The sequence below is a fragment of the Bradyrhizobium sp. Mp19 genome (assembly GCF_029952935.1).
GTDB classification, from domain to species: Bacteria; Pseudomonadota; Alphaproteobacteria; order Rhizobiales; family Xanthobacteraceae; genus Bradyrhizobium; species Bradyrhizobium elkanii.
The window spans coordinates 19,472-38,464 of sequence record NZ_JASAUT010000048.1 but is presented as its reverse complement, the minus strand read 5'-3'; the positions used below and the strand labels follow the sequence as shown (position 1 = coordinate 38,464).

Annotated in this window: 8 protein-coding genes; 5 read left to right on the top strand and 3 right to left on the bottom strand. The window is 63.1% G+C overall.

All coding sequences use genetic code 11. The features are described from left to right. On the bottom strand, positions 1-2,162 hold a 2,162-nt coding region (locus tag QJT82_RS34780; protein WP_281446681.1), incomplete at its 3' end, for a hypothetical protein. A gap of 405 nt (positions 2,163-2,567) precedes the next feature. On the opposite strand from QJT82_RS34780, the gene QJT82_RS34775 reads away from it, so the two are divergent. Further along, on the top strand, positions 2,568-4,709 hold the full coding sequence (locus QJT82_RS34775; RefSeq protein ID WP_080687063.1) for a type I secretion system permease/ATPase: 2,142 nt from the start codon (positions 2,568-2,570) through the stop codon (positions 4,707-4,709). Next, a complete protein-coding gene (locus tag QJT82_RS34770; RefSeq protein ID WP_028345428.1) occupies positions 4,693-6,105 on the top strand; it encodes an HlyD family type I secretion periplasmic adaptor subunit in 1,413 nt (470 codons plus the stop codon). The genes QJT82_RS34775 and QJT82_RS34770 overlap by 17 nt, the downstream gene beginning before the upstream one ends. Positions 6,106-6,124: 19 nt before the next feature. Here QJT82_RS34770 and QJT82_RS34765 read toward each other — a convergent pair whose 3' ends face one another. Further along, a complete protein-coding gene (locus tag QJT82_RS34765; RefSeq protein WP_028345427.1) occupies positions 6,125-6,928 on the bottom strand; it encodes an FkbM family methyltransferase in 804 nt (267 codons plus the stop codon). 143 nt (positions 6,929-7,071) lie between these two features. Between QJT82_RS34765 and QJT82_RS34760 the strand changes: the two genes are divergently transcribed. Both QJT82_RS34760 and QJT82_RS34755 read left to right on the top strand, forming a co-directional pair. Then, entirely contained in the window at positions 7,072-8,382 is a 1,311-nt protein-coding gene (locus QJT82_RS34760; RefSeq protein WP_245288982.1) for an autotransporter strand-loop-strand O-heptosyltransferase, read from the top strand. Positions 8,383-8,421: 39 nt separating this feature from the next. Then, on the top strand, positions 8,422-15,453 hold the full coding sequence (locus tag QJT82_RS34755) for a hypothetical protein (protein WP_259244927.1): 7,032 nt from the start codon (positions 8,422-8,424) through the stop codon (positions 15,451-15,453). Positions 15,454-15,618: 165 nt separating this feature from the next. Here the strand turns inward: QJT82_RS34755 and QJT82_RS34750 are convergent, their stop codons facing one another. After that, positions 15,619-17,136: an ATP-binding protein gene (locus QJT82_RS34750; RefSeq protein ID WP_028345425.1), complete on the bottom strand. Its 1,518-nt coding sequence runs from the start codon at positions 17,134-17,136 to the stop codon at positions 15,619-15,621. Between the two features lie 487 nt (positions 17,137-17,623). Here QJT82_RS34750 and QJT82_RS34745 point away from each other — a divergent pair, with 487 nt between their 5' ends. Next, positions 17,624-18,991: a hypothetical protein gene (locus QJT82_RS34745; protein WP_245288981.1), complete on the top strand. Its 1,368-nt coding sequence runs from the start codon at positions 17,624-17,626 to the stop codon at positions 18,989-18,991. The last annotated feature ends 2 nt before the right edge of the window (positions 18,992-18,993 follow it).

Here is an 18,993-nt window from a genome sequence, read left to right as displayed (position 1 = left end):
GCGGTCGAGTCCCAGAACTGATAGTTGGTGATGGTATCGCTGTCGGCGTCGCTGACCGTGAACAGGCTTGTCGCCGCGATAGTCTGGCCATGGGTGGCGGTCACGTCCGACGCGCTCGCCACAGGTGCATGGTCGATCGGCGCGTTGACGTGGAACTCTTTCCAGGCTCCCCATGTCGTACCGTCATTGGCTCGCACCCAGAGATCATCCGAGCCGGAGCCGGTCTGGAACGAGGTGTTGGTGAATTGAGCGGGCGTCACATTGATGGCTATGTTGGAAGCCTGCGCTACTCCGCCGATCACCCAATGGCCGCTGGCGGGATCGGTCGTTGAATCCCAAACCTGATAGCCGACGATCGCATCTGAATCGGCGTCGGTTACACTGAAGAGATTCGATGCGGCGATGTTCTGGTTGTGTGTGGCCGACACGTCGGTTGCGATGACCACCGGCGGATGGTTCGGGTACGGAACTGCCATGAACGGGACCCATGCCCCCCACTGAATCCCATCGTAAGCCTTGACCCAGAGCTGGTCGGAGGCGGAGCCGAATTGGTAGCTCGTCTGGGCAAACTGCGCGGGAGTGAGGTCGATCTCCGTATTGGTGGCCTGTACGACACCGTTCACGACCCATGCGCCGTTGCCGTTGCTGTCCCAAAGCGCGTATCGGGTGATCGTATCGAGATCCGGGTCGGTGGCGGTAATCAGACTCGAGGCCGCGACCGACGTTTGTCCGTGTACTGCTGCGACGTTTAATGCGTGAACAACTGGAGCGAGATCCGGACCTGGCGTGGCGTTGAAACGAACCCACGCGCCCCAAAGATATCCATCATATGCCCGGACCCAGAGCGTGTCTGAGGCTGTGCCGAACATATAACTCACTTGCGAGATGCTGGCGGCCGAGACGTCGATTTCGGCATTGGTGGCTTGCGCGACACCATTGATGGCCCAATGCCCGTGGCCCTCGGTGTCCCACAACGCATACTGGGTGATCCCGTCGCCATCCGCGTCGCTGGCCGAGAACAGTCCCGATCCAGCCACCGAGAGCTGCCCGTGCGTGCCGGTCACGTTGGTGGCCGTGACCGTTGGGGCGCGATCGGCCGGAGAAATCACGAAGGATTTCCAGTCGCTCCACAAATAGCCGTCGAAAGCTCTGATCCACAGCGTGTCCGAGCCGGGTCCGGCCTGGTAATTCGTTTGAGCCAGCTGCGAAGCACTGATGTCGATCTCGGTGTTGGTGCCCTGGACTGTTCCGTTCACCGTCCAGTGACCGTAGCCGTTGCTGTCCCACAGGGCATATTGGGTGATGCTATCGCCCGCGGCCATGTTCACCGAGAACAGTGACGAGGCCGAAAAAACCTGATTTCGAGCCGCGGTCTGATCGGCAGCCGTTACGATGGGTGTCGTCCGGATGCTGTATCCGAGGTCCTTCAGAACTCCGATGTCCAGGTTGGAGATCGCGTACTGGTAATTGCCGTAGAAAACGATCCCGTTCATCAGGTCCAGCGTGAGAGGATCCTGAACGGTCGAGGGGCTGGCGTAGAGATCGGATTGCTGGTTGCCGAAGTGGTAGTAGTTCTGGGTGGTGCTGTTCGTGGTCAAAGGCACCGGGCCGCCGTAAGCGGCCTCGGCATTTGCACCGACAAAGTAAGCGCCATATGCAGTCTTTTGAATCAGAGTGTCGAACGTTGACTCATAGCTGCCGGCCAGTTGGCCGCTCTGGTCGTACCAGCCCACCATGCCGAAACCATGCATGAGCTCATGGAGAAAAACGTTGATCGGATTGATTACGTTTCCAGGGACCTGACTGGAGTAGGTCAGACCATAATCCAGGTCGATGTACTGGAAATAGCCCGGATCGATGTTGATGGTGATGTCGCTTGTCGTTCCCGGGACATGCTGTCCGGTGGTCAGCTCGTACTGGCTGGATGGCTCATACACGGCGAGCCCGCCGCTTGTGCCGATGTAGTAGCTGGAGGTAGGCCCGCCATCGGCACGGCCGACGGCGGTCGGCAGGATGTTGAGTGACACAACCAGAGTGCCAATGCCCAGGATATATTGCTGCCAAATGTTGAGGGCCTGCTCAAGATCGTAAACGAGAGACGCGTCAGCGGATCCGCCGACGTTCGACGGATCGTTCAATGTTACTGAATAATTCCAGGGCATCTCGGTCGGGCTCTCAATCTATGGTAGCACGGGCGTAATAAGTGACATTCAACTGACTGCCGCGGTGTAGTCAACAGACGCGAAGGGGCCGGCGCCGACGCGGCATCCGTGCCGCTCTCCGTAAGACTACGGACCTCGGTCCGATTTCGAATGACTCCGCGAAGGGTTCCTCGATCGGCATGATCGAGTTCGCGAATCCGGCGCCGCCGTTCATAACGCCAATTGCATCTCGCCGGAGAGCCATAGTACTCTGGCTGTCATATTCATCTGCTGCTCTTTGGTTCGCTGCGAACAGTCAGTTTGCACTGACGGCGAGGTTGTAAGGGCGGGGGCAGGGCGCGCTTACGGCAATCTCGGCTCATTCGACTGCAGTCAATTTCAGCTACTCAACAGATTAATCGCGAAATGATTGAAACGCGGAGCGGCAGCACAGCAGACAGCGGGATAGTTGCACTCGTGATGTTGCTGCGTTTTCACGGTATCCCGGCCGATGTCGACCAGATTCGTCATCAATTCGGGAATGGCTCGTTCGGAACGCCGGAGATGCTGCGCTACGCGCGCTCGACCGGCGTCAAGGCCCGCGAGGTGACCAGCAACTGGTTGAGGCTGGAGAAGGTCCCGCTTCCTGCCATTGCCCTGTTGCGCGACGGCGGCCATCTGATCCTTGCCAAGGTGGGCGCAGACAAGATCCTCGTTCAGTCACCCCTGTCAGAGCGCCCGGAGTTGATCACGAGGGCCGAACTGGAGGCGGTGTGGGCCGGCCGGCTGATCCTGGTGAGCCGCCGGGCGGGACTGGTCAACCTTGCCCGTCGCTTTGATTTGTCATGGTTTCTGGGAGCCATTCATAAATATCGCTACCATTTCCTGGAGGTGTTGATCGCCTCCTTTTTCTTGCAGCTGTTTGCGCTGGTGTCGCCGCTGTTTTTCCAGGTGGTGATCGACAAGGTCCTCGTTAATCACACGCTCAGTACGCTCGATGTGCTCGCGGTGGGTTTGATAGGCATTGCGGTTTTTGAGACGGCCCTCGGCATATTGCGGACATACCTGTTCTCTCACGTGACGAACAGGATCGACGTCGAGCTGGGAGCCCGCCTGTTCCGGCACCTCATCGGACTTCCGATCGCCTACTTTCAGGCGCGCCGGGTTGGCGACTCGGTTGCGCGGGTCCGCGAGCTCGAGAACATTCGCAACTTCCTGACCGGATCGGCCCTGACGGTGGTGATCGATCTGTTCTTCACCGCAGTTTTCATCGCGGTGATGTTCGTCTACTCGCCGATCCTGACCTGGATCGTCCTTGGATCCTTCCCGCTTTATGTCGGTATCTCGGCCGGCGCGACGCCGCTGTTCCGTCAGCGGCTGGACACCAAATTCGAGCGCGGCGCCGAAAACCAGGCCTTTCTTGTCGAGAGCGTGACGGGTGTCGAGACGATCAAGGCCATGGCGCTCGAACCGCAGATGCAGCGCCGCTGGGAGGAGCAGCTTGCCGAGTACGTTGCCGCGAGCTTCCGCGTGCTCAGCCTGGCGAATGTTGCGAGCCAATCAGTTCAGTTCGTGAGCAAGCTCGTCACCGCGGTGATCCTTTACGCCGGTGCCAAGCTTGTGATCGACGGCAGCCTCACGGTGGGCGAGCTGATCGCCTTCAACATGTTCTCCTCGCGCGTCAGCGCTCCTGTTCTGAGGCTGGCGCAGCTCTGGCAGGACTTCCATCAGGCCAGGCTCTCGGTCGCGCGGCTGGGCGATATCCTGAACACCCCGGCGGAGCAGACGTTCAATCCCGGTCGCGCGGTGCCGCCTCCCATCAAGGGCCAGGTCACACTCGAGCACGTATCCTTCCGATATCGTGTGGATGGGCCGGAAGTGCTGCACGACATCAACATCAACATTCCCGCCGGCCAGGTCGTCGGCATCGTCGGTCCGTCCGGCTCAGGCAAGAGCACCTTCACGAAGCTGGTCCAGCGCCTTTACGTCCCGGAAAAGGGCAGGGTTCTTGTCGATGGCGTCGATCTTGCGATGGTCGATCCGGCGTGGCTGCGTCGCCAGGTCGGCGTCGTCCTGCAAGAGAACGTGCTGTTCAATCGCAGCGTACGGGAAAACATTGCGCTCGCCGACCCGGCCGCGCCGATGCAGCAGGTGATCGCGGCGGCCCAGCTTGCGGGAGCTCATGAGTTCATTCTGGAGCTGCCGGAAGGCTACGACACCGTCGTAGGCGAGCGCGGCAACAGCCTGTCGGGGGGGCAGCGGCAGCGTATCGCGATCGCGCGGGCCCTTATCACCGACCCGCGCATCCTGATCTTCGACGAAGCGACCAGCTCGCTGGACTATGAAAGCGAAAGGGTCATTCAGGACAATATGAACCGGATCGTGAAGGGGCGAACGGTCTTTGTCATTGCGCACCGTCTGTCCGCGGTCAGGCGCACCGATCGAATCATCACCATCGATCGCGGGCGGCTCGTCGAACAGGGATCCCACGAGGAGCTGCTCAGCACAGGCGGAAGATACGCGTCACTGTACCGGTTGCAGGCGGGGATCCATGAAGTCGGCTCGTGAAGCGCTCCCGGCCGGGGGTAAATCGAGGGACGAACTGGCTTTCCTGCCGGCAGCCCTCGAAATCGTCGAGACGCCGCCATCTCCGACGGCCAGACTTACCGGCGTCTTGATTGCGGCATTGTTCTGTTGCGCGGTCGCGTGGGCCGGTCTCGGCAAGATCGACATCGTTGCCTCTGCGTCGGGAAAGATCGTGCCGGGCGATCGTGTCAAGCTGGTTCAGCCGCTCGAAATCGGCGTGGTCCGGGCCATTCACGTTCGCGACGGCCAGACCGTCAAAGCGGGCGAGGTTCTGATCGAGCTGGATCCGACGAGCAATCAGGCGGAGCTTCAGCACCTGAAAAACGATCTTCTCTCGTCATTGCTGGACATTTCGCGCACGCGCTCCGCACTCGACGGAAACACCAGTGCGCTTGACGGGGCGCCGGACGACACGCCGCCCGCCTTGATTAAAATGCACCTGGAGTTCTTGCGGAGCCAGGATTCGGAGCAGCGCGCCAAGCTGTCGGAACTGGACCGGCAACGGGTCCAGAAGGTCGCGGAGACCAGGACAATCGAGGCTGGCATCGCGAAGATTGATGCTTTGCTTCCGGTGCTGCAGGAGCGGGTCGGGGTTCGCAAGTACTTGGCCGACAGGGAGTACGGTTCAAAGCTGCAATATTTGTCGGAGCTCCAGGAGCTCGTTGGGCTGCAGCAGGACATCCTGGTGCAGCGGAGCAAGCTCGAGGAGGCCAATGCAGCCGTGGCGGCTCTCGATGAGACGCGCGCCAAGCTTGTCTCGGAATACCGCCACCGCTTGTACGATGATCTGGCCAAGGCGACGCAGAAGGCCGGCAGCCTCAAGGATGAGGTGGCCAAGGCCGAGCACCGGACAAACCTTCAGAAGCTTGCGGCGCCCATCGATGGCGTGGTGCAGCAATTGGCTGTGCATACGGTCGGCGGGGTCGTAACTCCCGCCCAGACGCTCGCGGTGGTGGTGCCGAGCGATAGCCAGATTGAAATCGAAGCGATGGTTTCGAACCGCGACATCGGCTTTGTGCACCCGGGGCAGGACGCCGAGATCAAGGTCGATACTTTCAACTTCACGCGTTACGGCCTGCTGCACGGCAGGATCGTCAGCGTCTCGCGCGATTCTGTCTCCCGGGACAGGTCGCGGGACTCTGCCCGCGAGACGAATGGCGGAGGGACGGAAGAAGGCAGCGAGCCAAAGGGCCAGGCGCCGGCGTATATCGCGCATGTCTCGATTGACCGGACCAAGATGATCATCGACGACAAGGAGATCAGTCTTTCGCCAGGGATGGCCGTCACCGTCCAAATCCGGACGGGCGCCCGCAGCGTCATGAGCTATTTGCTGTCGCCGATCATGCGCTACCGGCAGGATGCTCTCCGAGAGCGGTGAAAGCCGGCGGGTCGCCCCGTCATGACGGGGTCCGGGATTCCACGTGGCTCAAGCTTGGATCGGATTCGTGTATCGCAAGGCAGTTTTGCCCGGCGTCGTACGTCCGATATCCAAGGCCGTTCAGCCTGCGAACGAGCTCAGCCTTGTCGGTCTTGATGAATTCGGCGTGGATGACGGGGCGATGCTGCTGGATCGTTGCGCCGGCCCCTTCCAGCACCTTCAACTCCATCCCTTCGACGTCGATCTTGATCAGATCGCAGCGGCTCAGCTTCAGGGAGTCCAGGGTGACCATCGCCGTTTCGGTGCCGGTGGTCTCGGAGTAATCGATCGTCTGGCCGATTTGCTCCGTACCCGGGCGTCGCGTCACCTCCAGGCTCCCGAAGCTGGCAGGCTCCTGGTGGCTTAAGGTCGGCACCCGGGTTTTCCCGGTTTCCGACGAAATAACTGCGTGTATGGCTCTCGCATTAAAGCAGTTGTTGATCGCGATGTTGCCGGCAAGCGCATAATAGACCCGCTCCTGCGCTTCGATGGCGAGGACCGAGCCCCAGCCGTCCATATGCTTGGACCATTCGATGGTGTGAACGCCGATGTTTGCCCCGCAGTCGATCGCGACGACGCCATCGCCCCGATAGGTTCTTCGCAGTGCAAGAAGGCCCTTCGTCAACTCGATTTCGGTGGCGTCGAACGCACCGTGCTCGAGGATTTGGATCCCGACTCCAAAGGTGTGCTCGCCCGCCGTGTGGTAGTCCAGCCGGTTTACGATCAGCGGGCCGTGCGCTGACGCTGCGATGACGAATGGGACCTTGCTGGGGTTGCGGCTCATCGTTTGTGTTTCTTTGTGTCTGCGTTGTGGAAGCGGCCGGGAGAGGTGCTCGCTAAGGTTTTCGTCCGTTGACGCGGTTGTCAATCTCGCTTACCTTCCGTCTACTTTTTAAGCTTATTTATATTTCAGGGCAGGGGATATTCGTGAATGCTATTGCCGTCGCGCCGGCGATCGGGCTGAAGCGCTCGATTGACCATGTGACTGACCAACCCAAAGTAATCGTTGATCGTTCGACCAGCGCCGTACCTGCCAAGTCGGAAGCCGTTGCGCCGGATGCCGAGGCGCCCAAGCGTGCCTATCCGGCAGCGGCCGAACTTCCCACCCAAGTCGGTCCGAAGGGACTACGATTCGATTTCAACGACGGCGCCCGGGTCGTCTGTCCGGAAGCCGACGGCCCTTGGCGCGTGCGTCTTTGGGACGCCGAGACCGGCAATGTTCTCTTCGAGACGCAGTTCGCGGGCGGACGCGTCAACAGCTCAAAGCGCTACTACATTCGTTTCCGTATCGAGGTCTTGCAGGGCGAGGATGTCATTTTCTCGCATGAGTACAACGCGATGGATCGTCAGGTCCTCATACAGCTTCCGGTCGGCACTCTGGGCGACACGATCGGCTGGTTTCCCTATGTGGAGAAGTTCAAGCAAGCTCACAATTGCAGGCTGACCTGTGCGATGGCGGAGAAGCTGATTCCGCTGTTTCGCGATGCGTATCCGGAGATCAACTTCGTCACGCATGAGGAGATTCAAACCGACCGGTACTACGCCACGTACAGTGTCGGGTTGTTTTTCGACGACAAGAATTTCGTCTACCAGCCGTGCGACTTCCGTTTTGTGGGGCTGCACCGGACCGCCGGATACATCCTCGGCGTCGATCCGACCGAGGTGGCGCCGCGCATCTCACTGGCCGATGATCAAAGGCCCATCGCCGAGCCTTATGTCTGCATCGCCGTCCAGAGCACCACGCAATGCAAGTACTGGAATAACCCGAACGGCTGGCGCGAGCTGACCAGCTTTCTCAAGCAGGCCGGCTATCGCGTGATCTGCATCGATCAGAAGCCGACGCACGGCCACGAGCTGGTATGGAATCACATTCCGAACGGCGCGGAGGACTGGACCGGTGACCGCCCGATTCAGGAGCGGGCGAATCTGCTCAATCACGCGGACTTCTTCATTGGCCTTTCCAGCGGACTTGCCTGGCTGGCCTGGGCGGTCGGCACCCCGGTCGTGATGATTGCGGGATTCACGCATCCGACAAATGAATTTGCTACGCCCTACCGGGTCATCAACTATCACGCGTGCAACAGCTGCTGGAACGATCCGGCGGTTCGATTCGACCACAAGGATTTCTTCTGGTGTCCCCGCCACAAGGGGACGCCGCGTCAGTTCGAGTGCACAAGGCTGATCACCGTGGATCACGTCAAATCGGTGATCAGAACGATTCCTGGATTTAAGCTTTAGCCATTTTCAAGCACTGATTTTTTTTGGGGGAGCGCTGCCATGAGCACAACGTTTGTAAGCTCGGGTGTTACCAGCTCAGGACTGATCGAAACGGGGTCCAATACTCTCGAGGTCCTCAACGGGGGCCATGCGGTCACGACGACGCTGAGTAGCGGTGGCCAGCTTCTGGTCGACGCCGGCGGCTACGCGGTGGGGACCACGATTTCCAGTGGCGGCACCGCCACGATCAGTGCGGGCGGCGGGGCCGATCGTCTCGCCGTTTCGAGCGGCGGCACTCTTAACGTGGCCGGCACGGTCAACAGCTTCACCGCTGTGTTCACCGGCGGTGTCGAGAACATCGAGGCCGGCGGGTTCATCTCTGGTGCAGTCGGATCCGGAACGGGAATTTCGGGCGGCACCGTCAACGTGCTGGCGGGCGGCTCAGCCAGCTATCTCAGCGTGTCCAGCGGCGGCATCTTCAACGTAGCCGGAACGACACTCAGCATGATTGGGGTGCGTGACGGCGGCGTCGAAAACGTGCTGTCGGGTGGTTTCATTTCGGGCGCGACCAGCTCGGGTACCGGCGTTTCCGCCGGCGGCATATTGAACCTTCAGGCCGGCGGGTCCGCCGTCCATGTTGGCGTTTCCAGCGGCGGCACGTTCAACGTTGCCGGCCGTGTGCTGAGCAACGTTGCCATCTATATCGGCGGCGTCGAGAACGTGCTGTCGGGTGGCTCGATCTCCGGAGCGAGCGGATCCGGGACCGGCGTTTCGGGCGGTACGCTGAACCTTTCGGCTGGCGGCACGGCGGCCTATGTCGGCGTCTCGGCCGGCGGTGTCTTCAACGTCGCCGGTACGGTGCTGAGCTCTGTCGGCGTGTATAGCGGCGGCGTCGAGAACGTGCTGTCGGGCGGCGTGGTCCAGGGTGTGTCCGGAGGCTTTGGCACTGCAATCTCCGGTGGCACGGTGAACGTGCAGTCGGGCGCGACCGCGACCGCGATGTTCGTCTATGCCGGCGGTGCGCTGAACGACAGCGGCGTTGTCACCAACCAGTTCGTGCTCAGCGGCGGCGTGGAAACCGTTTCGTCCGGCGGTCTCGCGTCGGGGGCGCAGATCTCGGCCGGCGGTCTGCTCGACGTTCTCGCCGGGGGCTCGGCGACGGGTATCGGCGATGCCGGAAGGGTCGTCATCGAAGCCGGCGGCATTGCCGACCACATCCTGGTTTCGTCCGGCGGCGTGCTCAGCGTCGGCGGCACCATTACCAGCAATACCGGCGTGTTGGCCGGCGGCGTCGAGACTGTCTTGTCCGGCGGCCTCATCTCTGGTGCGGCCGGGTCCGGAACGGGAATTTCGGGCGGCACGATCAACCTGCAGGCCGGCGGATCCGCCTTCTACGTCGGCGTTTCGAGCGGCGGCACGTTCAACGTGTCCGGTTATGTGGGCGCAGGGTCCGTATACAACGGAGGCGTGGAAACCGTTTATTCGGGTGGGCTGATCTCGGGTGGCGCTGGAATCGGAACAGGGGTCTCGGCCGGCGGCACCCTGACCGTTCTCGCGGGCGGCTCGGCCGCATGGGTGGGCGTTTCGAGTGGCGGCGTTTTCAACGTGTCCGGCACCTTCCTCAACAATGGCGGCGTCTATGCCGGCGGCGTGGAGAACGTCTATTCAGGTGGTGTTGTCACCGGCGTCACCAGCTCGGGGACGGGCATATCCGGCGGCACCGTCAACGTATTTGGCGGCGGCGCGCTGGATCACGCGACGGTTTCCAGCGGCGGCGTTCTGAACGTCTCCGCCGGTGGCACGGCGCACCACCTGACGGTGTCAGGCGGCGGCACCATGAATGTCAGAGGCACGACCACCAGCAACGTGCTGGTCACGGACGGTGGTGTCGAGAACGTGTTTTCCGGCGGGCTGATCTCCGGAACTTCCGGCTCCGGCACCGTCATTTCCTCCGGCGGCATCGTGAACCTGCAGGCCGGTGGTGCGGCGGCTTATCTGACCGTTTCGAGCGGCGGCACGTTCAATGTGTCTGGCACCGTGCTCAGCAATGTGACCGTTTCTGCCGGCGGCGTTGAGAACGTCTTCTCGGGTGGCGTTGTCGGCGGCGCGTCAGGCTCCGGGACGTCCATTTCCGGCGGCACACTCAACGTCCTTGCGGGCGGCTCGCTCGCTCACGTGACGGCTTGGAGCGGCGGCAATCTGAACGTCTCCGCCGGCGGTACCGCGCACAACATCACGGTGTCGAGTGGCGGCATCATGAACGTTGCGGGCACCATCACCAGCAACACGTTGATCATGGACAGCGGCGTGGAGAACGTGCTGTCCGGCGGACTGATCACCGGCTCGACGAGTGGCGGCGCGACCACCGTTTCCGCTGGAGGCGTATTGAACGTCCTGGCCGGCGGCTCGGCGGCGTTCGTCGGCGTGTCCAGCGGCGGTACCTTCAATGTCGCGGGCAATGTGCTGAGCAACACAGCAGTCTTTAGCGGTGGCATCGAAAACGTGTTGTCCGGGGGATCGATCTCGGGAGCGAGCGGATCCGGGACCGGGGTTTCGGGCGGCACCTTGAACTTGTCGGCTGGCGCCACGGCTTCCTTTGTCGGCGTGTATAACGGCGGCATCTTCAATGTTGCGGGCACCGTGCTGAGAAATAACGGCATCAATGCCGGCGGTGTCGAGAACGTGCTGTCCGGTGGGCTGATCACCGGCGCCATCAGCTCCGGGACCGGCGTTAACTCGGGCGGCGTACTGAACGTCCAGGCCGGCGGCTCGGCGGCGTTCGTCGCCGTTTCGAGCGGCGGCACGCTCAACGTGTCGGGCACCGTGCTCAGCACGGTCGGCGTCTATGCCGGCGGCGTTGAGAACGTATTCTCGGGCGGCGTCGTCACCGGCGCATCGGGCTCCGGCACGGGTATAGCCGGCGGCACGGTCAACGTATTCTCGGGCGGTGCGCTGGCCTACGCGGGGGTGTCCAGCGGCGGCGTCTTGAATGTTTCCGCCGGCGCGACGGTGCACGACGTCGGGGTGTCGAGCGGCGGCACGTTCAACGTTGCCGGCGCGGTGACCAGCCACGTCGCGGTATTTGCCGGCGGCACCGAGATCGTATCGTCGGGCGGCTCCACGGGGCCGGTCATCATTTCCGGCGGCTTGCTCGAATTGCAGGCCGGCAGCGTCGCGAGCGGCGGCATCACCTTCAGCGGCTCGGGCGGGCAGCTCAAGATCGATGGCACGTCGATATCCACCACCATCAGCGGGCTGGTGCTGGGTGACAGCATCGATCTGGCAGGCCTCAATTTCGTATCCGGCGGGTCGGCGACCTTGCTCCCGGGCAATATCCTGCATGTCACGGAGGGGGCTTCCACCTTCGACCTGCAGCTCGATCAGACGCCCGGCGTGCGGTTCGGCGTCAGCGCGGATGCCGGCACCGGCACGCTGATCACGGCGCGCGCCGATAGCGCGCCGGTCACGTCCGCGTCCAACATACAGGCGAGCCTGGGCCAGAGTTTTGCAGCGGCTTCCAGCCTCTTCACCGTGTCGGACGCCGACGGCGATACGATCACCCAATACGCCTTCTGGGACACCGAGGGTAACGGACATTGGGCCATCAACGGTGCCACCCAGGCAACCAACGCCGAGATCGATGTGTCCGCGGCGAACCTGTCGCAGGTCAGCTACGTATTTGGTCCAACTGGATCGACGGATTCCCTCTACGTCCGGGCCAATGACGGTACGGTCTGGGGCGGCTGGACCAAATTTACGGCAACGGCATTTGCGGACACCGCACCGACGGTGAACGCAAGCAACGTCACTGCGGCGCATGGTCAAACATCGGTTGCCGCATCGAGCCTGTTCACGGTGTCCGATCCTGATCCCGATACGATGACCCAGTTCGCCTTCTGGGACACCGGCGGAAACGGCCACTGGGTGGTGAATGGTGTCGCCCAGGCCGCCGGCGTCGAGATCGACGTTCCGGCGTCGCAGCTGTCGCAGGTGAGTTACGTCTTCGGGCCGACAGGGTCAGCCCCTGACACGCTGTATATCAGGGCGAATGACGGAACGTTGTGGGGAGGTTGGAAGGCGTTCACGGCAACGCCGGGACCCGATCGCGCTCCGGTTGTCACAGCGCCGAACCTGACGGGAATCCACCTGCAGCAGTCGGTTTCCGCGACCAGCATCTTCACGGCCACGGATCCCGACGGCGATACGATCACCCAGTACGCCCTCTGGGACACCGGTGGCAACGGCCACTGGGTGGTGAACGGTGTTGCCCAGGCCGCCAACACCGAGATCGATGTCTCTGCAGCGCAGCTGTCGCAGGTGAGCTATGTGTTCGGCCCAGGCGGCTCAGCGCCCGATACGCTCTACGTGCGGGCCAGCGACGGAATGTTGTGGGGAGCGTGGACGGCATTCACGGCGATGCCCGGGATCGATGATCCACCGACCGTTACGGCGTCGAATGTGAAAGCGGCCCATGGGCAGACATCGGCGCTCGCCTCGAACCTGTTCTCGGTGTCGGATAGCGAGAATGATACGATCACCCAGTATGCCTTCTGGGATACTGGAGGAAACGGCCACTGGGTGGTGAATGGTGTCGCCCAGGCCGCCGGCGTCGAGATCGACGTTGCGGCGTCGCAGCTGTCGCAGGTGAGTTACGTCTTCGGTCCCGGCGGCTCGACGCCTGATACGCTCTACGTGCGGGCGAAGGACGCCGGATCTGCGTGGAGCACCTGGACCGCGTTCACAGCCACACCGGGGGACGACATTGCTCCGGTCGTCACGGCATCGAACGTGACCGCGCTTCATGGGCAGACGTCGGCTCTCGCCTCGAACCTGTTCTCGGTCTCGGACAACGAGCACGATACGATCACCCAGTACGCCTTCTGGGACACCGGCGGAAACGGCCACTGGGTGGTGAACGGTGTCGCGCAGTCCGCCGGCGTCGAGATCGACGTTGCGGCGGCGAACCTGTCGCAGGTGAGTTACGTGTTCGGCCCCGGCAGCTCGACGCCCGATACGCTCTACGTGCGCGCCAATGACGGCTCGAAGTGGAGCGCCTGGACCGCGTTCACGGCAACGCCGGGACCCGACGTTGCTCCGGTCGTTACGGCATCGAACGTGACCGCGCTCCATGGGCAGACGTCGGCGCTCGCCTCGAACCTGTTCTCGGTCTCGGACAACGAGAACGATACGATCACCCAGTACGCCTTCTGGGACACCGGCGGAAACGGCCACTGGGTGGTGAACGGTGTCGCGCAGTCCGCCGGCGTCGAGATCGACGTTGCGGCGGCGAACCTGTCGCAGGTGAGCTATGTGTTCGGACCGGGCGGCTCGACGCCCGACACACTCTACGTGCGCGCCAATGACGGCTCGAAGTGGAGCACCTGGACCGCGTTCACGGCAACGCCGGGACCGGACGTTGCGCCGGTGGTCACGGCATCGAACGTGACCGCGCTCCATGGGCAGACGTCGGCGCTCGCCTCGAATCTGTTCTCGGTCTCGGACAACGAGAACGATACGATCACCCAGTACGCCTTCTGGGACACCGGCGGAAACGGCCATTGGGTGGTGAATGGTGTCGCGCAGTCCGCCGGCGTCGAGATCGACGTTGCGGCGGCGAACCTGTCGCAGGTGAGCTATGTGTTCGGCCCCGGCGGCTCGACGCCCGATACGCTCTACGTGCGCGCCAATGACGGCTCGAAGTGGAGCACCTGGACCGCGTTCACGGCTACACCGGGGGACGACATTGCTCCGGTCGTCACGGCATCGAACGTGACGGCGCTCCATGGGCAGACGTCGGCGCTCGCCTCGAACCTGTTCTCGGTCTCGGACAACGAGAACGATACGATCACCCAGTACGCCTTCTGGGACACCGGCGGAAACGGCCACTGGGTGGTGAATGGCGTTGCCCAGGCCGCCAACACCGAGATCGACGTAAGCGCGGCGAACCTGTCGCAGGTGAGCTATGTGTTCGGCCCCGGCGGTTCGACGCCCGATACGCTCTGGGTGCGAGCCAATGACGGCAGCATGTGGGGAGCCTGGAAGAGCTTCACCGCAACGCCGGGACCCGACACTGCCCCGGTCGTTACCGCATCGAATGCAAACGTAACCGGAATTCACGACCATTCGATCGCGGCCTCGAGCCTGTTCTCGGTGTCGGATAGCGAGAACGATACGATCACCCAATACGCCTTCTGGGATACCGGAGGAAACGGCCATTGGGTTGTGAATGGCGTCGCCCAGGCCGCCAACACCGAGATCGATGTGAGCGCGGCGAACCTGTCACAGGTGAGCTACGTGTTCGGACCCGGTGGCTCGCCATCGGATACGCTCTGGGTGCGGGCCAATGACGGCAGCATGTGGAGTTCCTGGAAGAGCTTCACGGCCACCGCAACGAACCAGGCGCCGACAGTCGCGGTCTCGAACGTCACGACGGTCTCGGGGCAGGTCTTCGCGGCTTCGAGCCTGGTCAGCGCGACGGACGCGGATGGCGATACCGTAACGAAATATGCGTTGTGGGATTCCAACACGAACGGGCGTTGGAACGTCAACGGAGTGAACCAGTCTGCGAATACGGAGATCGACGTCACTTCGGCACAACTTGCCCAGACGACCTATCAGGCCGGCTCCGGCACCGACCAACTCTGGATCCGGGCGTATGATGGCAGTGCGTGGGGTGTCTGGCAGCCTTTCAACGTCACGGGAGAGAGCCCCAGCAGCGCCACCGTCGCAGCGGGCACGACCCTGGAATTGACGGGGGCTTCGAACGCCGCCGTTACGTTCCTGGGCAGCACGGGGACGCTGAAGCTCGACAATTCCGCGAGCTTCACCGGAACTGTCGCCGGCATGACCGGTTCGGACACGATCGATTTCGCGAATATCAATTTCGCGACCGTTCAGACGCCGACCTTCAGCGGTGACAGCACGCACGGAACGCTCACGGTGACGGACGGCACTGTCACCGCCAGTATTGCGCTGCTGGGCAACTATATGGCTTCCACATTCACGGCCTCGAGCGACGGCCATGGCGGTACCTCGGTTGTCGATCCGCCGGCGATGCAAGTCAGTCAGCTTGCGCAGCCGCAGCATGCGTAAGGGCTTGAGATAGGGGGGCTGTGGAGGGCTTGTCGCGGGCCCTCGGCAACCAAAATCGCTCAACCGGCAAAGATGAAAAGGCCCGCCTCCTGGCGGGCCTTTTCTTGTCTTGCAGCGCTTCCGGGATGCCGCGCAACACCAAACGCCTGGTTGCCCAGCGCCTGATCACGGCGACGAGCTGCTGCAAGCCGCCTCCGTCGCCACGTCGTCCACATTCGGGTCGGCCGCGGCCGTGGCCCAGGCGAGCTCGACCAGGGTCACGATCCGCCGGCCGGCCCCGTCGAGCTGGCAGACGATCAGGCCTTGTTCCTCGATGTAGGTCAGAAGATGCCGGGCGCGGCGCAGCGAATGCGTGCCGTAGGCACGAGCGATCGCGGCATCGCTCGGGCAAGGCCAGCCCTCCTTCGCGGCGCGCGCGATCATCATGAAGACACCCTGCATGTCCTCGGGCAGGAGGGCCGCACGCAGCGAGACATCCTGCCAGACGTCGTCCTCCGCCATCTCGGTGCCGAGCCCGGCGCGGGCGCGCGTCAGCATCCGGCGGAAATCGGTCAGCTCCGGCACAACGGCACCGAGACCCTCGATCCGGCAGCGGACCACGAACTCCTGATAGAGCACGCCGATGGCGCGGAAGCCGGCGTCGGGCTCGGCGAGGATGGCGCGCAGGATACGGTCCAACCGCTCACGCCGCTCGGCCAATTGCTCGGCGCTCGGCGGTGGCTCGGCAGCTTCGGGATCTGGCTCCGGTGCCGGCTGTTTGGCGGCCATCAACTGGCTGAGCAGGTCCGGCGACGGCGCGCGGCGCTGTGGCCTGGCCGTTATTTCGGGCGGCGGAGCGGCCAGGATGATCGCGCGTGCGTCCTCCAGTGCCGCTTCAGGCAGCGGCATCAACCGCGGCGCCGCGTTGCGCGGCTGGGTGTCGGTCGGACCGATGCGTAAGCCCAGCGGACGGCGGGACAGCGCAGGTCCGAGCGCCATGAACTGCCCGCGCTCGAGGTCGCGGAAGGCTTCCGCCTGCCGCCGTTCCATGCCGAGCAGGTCGGCGGCGCGCGCCATGTCGATATCGAGGAAGGTGCGGCCCATCAGGAAGTTTGACGCTTCGGCCGCGACATTCTTGGCGAGCTTCGCCAGCCGTTGGGTTGCGATGATCCCGGCAAGCCCGCGCTTGCGGCCGCGGCACATCAAATTGGTCATCGCGCCGAGCGAAAGCTTGCGCGCCTCGTCGGACACCTCGCCCGCGACCGCCGGCGCGAACAACTGCGCCTCGTCCACCACCACCAGCATCGGATACCAGTGGTCGCGGGCGACGTCGAACAGCCCGCCGAGGAACGCTGCGGCGCGCCGCATCTGGTTCTCGGCGTCGAGCCCTTCGAGATTGAGCACCGTGGAGACGCGATGGATGCGCACGCGCTCGCCGGCGACCTGCAGGCTGCGCTCGGTGTGGTCCTCGGCGTCGATGACGAGGTGGCCGAATCGTTCCGCCAGGGTGATGAAATCACCTTCGGGATCGATGATGGTCTGCTGCACCCAGGGAGCGCTCTGTTCCAGCAGCCGGCGCAGCAGATGGGATTTGCCGGAACCCGAATTGCCCTGCACCAGGAGGCGTGTCGCCAATAGCTCCTCGAGGTCGATGGCCGCCGAAGCGCCGGCCGTCGTTTGTCCCATCTCGATCGCTACGGTCATGTCCCGACTCAAATTGTCCTTGCGGAGAGGCGGCTTAACAAGCTGATCGCGCCGCGTCGAGCGAACCGCACCATCATCCCCAGGCTCGGCCGGAAGGCGGACAATGCCGATGCTCGCTTGACGAGATGGAGATTGATCCAGCCACTACAACGTGTTTAGCTTGCGTGTCTGATGTAGATTTTTTCGAATAAGTTCCTGTTCAGCTGCGCGATCCGGCCCGGTTCGGACCTGCTCCCATTCAATCAGCCCGTCGAACTCGATGTCTGAGTTCAACTACGACGCATTCATTTCCTACCGCCGGTCCGACGGAATTGCCGTTGCACGGTGGCTCAGGCGCACACTTGTCGGCTTTCGCCTTCCTGCGGCGCTGCGCGGCGCCTATGCGAAGAAGCTGCGCGTCTATCTCGATACGGCCTATGAGCGCGGCACCAGCGACTTCTACCAGCAAAGCATCAAGCCGGCGCTGCTCTCCTCGCGATACCTGATCGTGGTGGCGACGCCGGATGCGATGCGGCGGCCGGGCGGCACAGAAGACTGGATCGAGCGCGAGATCAGGGATTTCACCGCTGGTCCTGCGGCCGGCAATGTCATCGTGGCCAGGGGCGCAGGCGACTTCGACGGCCCGCTGCCCGGAGGCTTGAAGGAAGCCTTCCCGAACATCGAGATCGTCGATCTGAGAGGCGCGGGACCATTGTGGTTCCTGAGCTTCTCACGGGTGGTCCGCCTGAGCGCGGAAAAGCTGAAGATCGTCGCGCCCCTGCTCAACATACCGCCGGAGGAGATGCCCCGGCTCCGGCAAGAAGAGGAGAGGCGGCAGCAGACGCAGTTGGGCGCGGTCGCGGGCGCAACCCTGGGAACGCTTGTCGCCGTTGGTAGTCTTAGCGTGCTGGCCTTGATCAATCAGTACAAGGCCATCCGCGCCAACGATGACAGCATGTTCGCGGCTTCCAGCATGATTGGGGAGGCGGCCAATCTGAGAGCCGACGATGCCGACGCCTTGCGGACACGCCGGCTCATCATCGGCCGCGGTTGCGATCTGCTCGACAAGGCGGATCAAGGGACAGCGAGCGATCCTCCGATCAACGGGATCGTGACCTGTCGGCTCGAGCGCGGCGCCCACCGTGAAGCGCTTCACGAAGACAAGGAGGCGCGGAAGGAATTCGGCGACGCCATCGAGCGCGCGGCGCTCAGTCATCAGGGCCGCGCACGCGTCGACTCGGCGCTGGCGCTCCTGCAGGCCCGGCAAGCCTATGCCGAATATCTGGTGCGGCAAAAGGATATGGACGGCGCCGGCCGCGCATTTGCCGATCTGCTCGATGACAGCAGGCGGCTCGGCAAGGAGCATGATGGGCGCGCCCAGTTCATCCGGTTCGAGGCCGAGGCGCTGGGCCAGACGGGCGACCTGCACGTCGCCGCAAATCGCCACCAGGAGGCGGCGGACAGCTACGACGCAGGTGCCGATGCGTTGAAGCGCTTGCTCGACGCCCGCAAATCCGACGGTCGTACCGAGGATTATCAGATCGTCGGATGGCGGGTGCGCCTGTTCCGGCTGGCGGGTCAGCAATATGCCGCGCTGGACCGGCTCGATCCTGCGGCCGAGCAGTTCAAGCTTGCGGTTAGCGCCGGCTTATCAGGTGACGGCAAGACCGCGGACGCATCTGTTGCCTACGAGGTGGCTATCGCGCAGGCATACCTTGTCCTGATTGAGCGCAAGCGGGGAAATGCCGCCGCTGCCGCAGATGCCAAGCAGGCGGCCCTCAACACCATCGACGCGGTCGCCGGCTCCAAGGCGGGGGCCGGCCTCAAGCAGCGTGCCGCCGATCTCAAGCGCTGGATCGAGCAGCAGGGGGGCTGACG

What these genes read in the sequence shown, in the direction of transcription:
- QJT82_RS34770 (WP_028345428.1), top strand. Translation starts at nt 4,693, where the DNA reads ATGAAGTCGGCTCGTGAAGCGCTCCCGGCCGGGGGTAAATCGAGGGAC.
- QJT82_RS34755 (WP_259244927.1), top strand. Translation starts at nt 8,422, where the DNA reads ATGAGCACAACGTTTGTAAGCTCGGGTGTTACCAGCTCAGGACTGATC.
- QJT82_RS34765 (WP_028345427.1), bottom strand. Translation starts at nt 6,928, where the DNA reads ATGAGCCGCAACCCCAGCAAGGTCCCATTCGTCATCGCAGCGTCAGCG.
- QJT82_RS34775 (WP_080687063.1), top strand. Translation starts at nt 2,568, where the DNA reads ATGATTGAAACGCGGAGCGGCAGCACAGCAGACAGCGGGATAGTTGCA.
- QJT82_RS34750 (WP_028345425.1), bottom strand. Translation starts at nt 17,136, where the DNA reads ATGACCGTAGCGATCGAGATGGGACAAACGACGGCCGGCGCTTCGGCG.